The sequence below is a fragment of the Pedobacter sp. 01T416_2 genome (genome assembly GCF_056398925.1).
The window spans coordinates 1-4630 of the sequence record NZ_JBFTQI010000480.1 but is presented as its reverse complement, the minus strand read 5'-3'; the positions used below and the strand labels follow the sequence as shown (position 1 = coordinate 4630).

The window sequence follows — 4630 nt, the reverse complement described above, 5'->3', positions numbered from 1 at the left end:
ATCTTTAATGGTCCACTCGCCAATCTTACCATCAAAAGTTTTGGTTTCATCGAAACTTACCTTTTTAGATTGATTGTTGATGGCGAATTCCAGAACTGATTGCCCATCAACTATAGGCTTATCGCTTAACGATATCGTTATGGTACCAGGTTTAGAAACCCTAAAATAAGCTGTAAAATATTCTTTTGGATTAGACCAGTTTATGATTCCCCTGTTGGATAATGTTCTTTCTGAATCCTGATGGAGAGAACTGTAGGCATTACCYCCAAGCGGGAGGGAAATTGCTGTAGCATTTTGGGCATGACTTTTTAGCCCCATGACACCGAGTACGATCAGTGTTACTAGTTTAAAAGATTTCATTGAATGATTTTTAGATAACTTGTTTAAAGCAATTGTAGGCTAAATTATCTAAAAATCATGCTTTAAAACCAAATCGTTACTTACCGAATTTTTCGTTAAACATTTTCTCTAGGGCAAACATTTCGTCACGCAGTTTTGCCGCTTGCAAAAAGTCCATATCTTTTGCTGCTTTTTGCATATCCTTACGCGTAGTATCAATTGCTCTTTGTAGCTCTGCTTTACCCATATATTGTACAATTGGATCAGCGGCAATGCTGATTTCGGCATTTTCTACATAAGCCCTGGCTTTGTTATCGCTTGCTTTCTGAGAGAAATCAAGGACAGATGTTTGCTCTAAAATCGCTTCCCTTGATTTACCAACAGTTTTAGGTGTAATGCCATGTTCAAGGTTATAAGCAATCTGTATATCCCTACGTCTGTTCGTTTCTGATATGGTTTTCTCCATGCTATCCGTAATGCTATCAGCATACATAATTACACGGCCCTTATCGTTACGGGCCGCACGGCCTATGGTTTGGATCAACGATTTTTCAGACCGTAAGAAACCTTCTTTATCCGCATCTAAAATAGCAACCAAAGTAACCTCTGGTAAATCCAAACCTTCGCGCAAAAGGTTAATTCCAACCAACACATCAAATTCTCCTAAACGTAAACCACGAAGAATCTCTACCCGTTCGAGGGTTTTAATTTCAGAATGGATATACCTGGTCTTGATATTTAAGCGATCAAGATATTTAGTTAATTCTTCAGCCATACGTTTGGTTAATGTGGTAACCAAAATACGGCCACCTTCTTTTATGGTAATATCTATTTCATCTAGAAGGTCGTCGACCTGGTTAATGGCAGGTCTAATCTCAATAACAGGATCTAACAAACCTGTAGGTCTAATTACCTGCTCTACTACCACACCTTCTGATTTTTCCAATTCATATTCAGCCGGAGTTGCACTTACATAAATGGTTTGCGGGGCAAGCGCTTCGAATTCGTTAAAGTTTAAAGGTCTGTTATCCAGTGCAGCAGGCAAACGGAAACCATATTCAACTAAAGATAATTTCCTCGATCTATCGCCACCGTACATGGCCCTGATCTGCGGAACGGTAACATGGCTTTCATCGATCACCATTAAATAATCTTCAGGAAAATAATCTAACAAACAGAAAGGACGCATGCCGGGCTGCCTTCCATCGAAGAAACGTGAGTAGTTTTCGATACCGGAACAATAACCCAATTCTTTCATCATTTCGATATCGAAATTGGTACGTTCTTCCAGCCGTTTGGCTTCCAACAAATGTCGATCTGCAATTAGCTGGTTTTTACGGATTTCCAGCTCCTCCTGTATTCCCCAAATGGAAGAATTGAACCTATCTTTCGGGGTAACGAAAAGATTGGCTGGATAAATGGCCATGTCTTCTAATTTCTCTATGGTTTTTCCGGAAACCGGATCAATCGAGGAAAGTTCTTCAATATCATCACCGAAAAAAGAAATGCGGTAAGCATGATCAAGATAGGCCGGATAAATATCAACAGTATCGCCTTTAACCCTAAAGGTTCCACGTTTAAAGTCTGTTGTAGTTCTCGAATATAAAATCTCAACCAAGCTATGCAAAAATGCATTCCTCGAAATCCTTAAGCCCACGCCAAAACGGAAAACCATCCGGGAAAAATCTTCGGGATTACCCATACCATAAATACAGGAGATGGATGATACCACGATAATATCGCGTCTGCCACTCATTAACGAAGAGGTAGTGCGTAACCGGAGTTTTTCAATCTCTTCGTTTATACTCAGGTCTTTTTCGATATAAGTATTGCTTGATGCGATAAAAGCTTCAGGCTGATAATAATCGTAATAAGAAACAAAATAATTCACCGAGTTTTCAGGGAAGAAATTTTTGAACTCGCCGTAAAGCTGCGCTGCCAAAGTTTTATTGTGACTCAAAATCAGGGTAGGTTTTTGCGTCTGTTCGATCACATTAGCTACCGTAAATGTTTTTCCCGATCCCGTAACGCCTAGTAAAGTTTGATAATGTTCATTGGCATTTACGCCATCTACCAATTGTTTTATCGCACTTGGCTGGTCTCCGGTGGGCTGATATTCTGAGGTGATTTTAAATTTCATGGGCTAATCAAATGTACGATTTAGGCTGCAAAATCTAAAACAGGGGAAAGTCAGGAAAGTTGGGGGTAATAAGAAATTTATTCCCTTCAGAATTTTATAACCTTCAATACTCAAATAGCCTTTTAGACAGATTAAAGGCATACGAACCTAGTAAATCCAAAGTTAAACTTTTGATTTACTAGGTTGATTCTTAGCATTACCTCATTCAATAAAAAATCCCCATTGAAAAATTCAATAGGGATTTGGGGTCATCCTCGCGAAAGCGAGAATCGTAATGTCATCAGCTTAAAGATTTCTCCTCCAAAGGAGTTCCTTTGGAGAACTACGGAAATGACGATCGATCAGGATGACAATGCGATTATTTACCCGCTGCGGCCTGCATTGGGTTTTTACCAACCGACTGGCCTCTTACTGCCCCACCAACTTTGGTTTTATATACCTTAAACTTACTTTCTTTTGCTTTACCGCCCCAAGTGTTATTTGAGGTGTCGATATCTGCAGTTTCACGTAAAGGATCAATTAAAATAGAGGCTACTTCTTTATTTTTAACGTAAAACTTAGCTGTTTTCAATTCATTGTGCCTCCAAATCTGCGCTGGAATACGGTCTATTTCCTTTGTTCCATCTTTATAGGTAAACTCAACAATGATAGGCATTACCAAGCCTCCTTTATTGCTAAAGCTCAGTTCGTAAATAAATTTGTTGCCATATTGGTCCTGCTCTGCTGAAGGAACAGCTTCTAGAGTTGCAGCAGTTTCTGTTTTAGTAGCAACAGTGGTATCAACAGTAACCATTCCTCTATCGTATTTATAGTAGAAATCTTGTGCTGCAGGAGTTTTATCTACGTAAAAATTAATTTTCTTGTCCTCGCGGTTTCTGATTTTCGAAATATCTTCAAAGGCATTAACGGCAGGTTTATCAATTTTAACCATTTTCGATTTAGCTTCTGGCAAATCTTTAGGGAAATCGGCTTTCGCAAATTTCACGCTATCTAAAGATATATCACAGGGATCGGTTCCGTAAAACCAACCTCTCCAAAACCAATCTAAATCTTCGCCGCTGGCATCTTCCATGGTACGGAAAAGATCAGCAGGTTCAGGGTGTTTAAAAGCCCATCTTCTCGAATATTCTTTAAATGCGTAATCAAAAAGTTCCCGTCCCATGATGGTTTCGCGAAGGATATTTAAACCGGTAGCAGGTTTCGAATACGCATTTGGACCGAAACGGGTAATGTTTTCAGAGTTGGTCATAATTGGCTCCAGCTCATCCTTTGGGAGTTTCATGTAATCTACAATGGTATATGCCGGTCCTTTTTTACTTGGAAATTTGTTGTCCCAAAGTTCTTCGGTTAAATACTCAACAAAAGAATTTAGTCCTTCATCCATCCAGGTCCATTGGCGTTCATCACTATTTACAATCATCGGGAAGAAGTTGTGTCCAACCTCGTGAATAATTACACCTAACATCCCATTTTTAGTGCTTTCGCTGTATGTCCCATCCGTATCTGTTCGACCATAGTTAAAACAGATCATTGGGTACTCCATTCCATTTGCGGCTTCGATACTTTGTGCAACAGGGTAAGGGTATGGGATGGTAAAATCTGAATAGGTTTTAATGGTATGCGCTACCGCACGGGTAGAAAATTTACTGTAAAGGTTGTACGCTTCCTTTCCATAAAAACTCATGCACATTACGGTATTGTTATTGGCCTGAATTTTTTGAGGCATGACATCCCAGATAAACTTACGTGAGGATGTCCACGCAAAATCGCGGACATTGTTCGCATTAAAAACCCATGTTTTTTTAGCTGTAGATTTTTTGGTTTCTGCCAGTTTAGCTTCAGCCAAGGTTTGTATTTCTACAGGCGCAGCAGCAGTTTTAGCAGAATTATACCTACTTAATTGAGTTGGATTTAAAACAGCGCTATAATTGATACATTCCCCCGTTGAACCCACCAGGTGATCAGCCGGAACAGTCATTTGAACTTTGAAATCGCCAAAGGTTAAGGCAAACTCGCCTCTACCCGTAAACTGATGGTTCTGCCATCCCTGAAAATCGCTATATACGCATAAGCGTGGGTACCACTGGGTCATGGTAAACAGGTAGTTCCCATCGGTTGGGAAAAACTCATACCCTCCACGGCCACCAACAC

Annotated in this window: 3 protein-coding genes; all 3 read right to left on the bottom strand. The window is 39.9% G+C overall.

Features of this window, described 5'->3' with window-relative positions; genetic code table 11:
* On the bottom strand, positions 1 to 360 hold a 360-nt coding region (locus AC1DPQ_RS18460; RefSeq protein WP_477610479.1), incomplete at its 3' end, for a DUF5077 domain-containing protein.
* Between the two features lie 76 nt (positions 361 to 436).
* Complete coding sequence (gene uvrB / locus AC1DPQ_RS18455) at positions 437 to 2479, bottom strand: excinuclease ABC subunit UvrB (RefSeq protein WP_477578470.1); 2043 nt, start codon at positions 2477 to 2479, stop codon at positions 437 to 439.
* Between the two features lie 358 nt (positions 2480 to 2837).
* Positions 2838 to 4630, bottom strand: a 1793-nt coding sequence (locus tag AC1DPQ_RS18450) for a M1 family metallopeptidase (RefSeq protein ID WP_477610478.1), incomplete at its 5' end; no start/stop codon positions are given.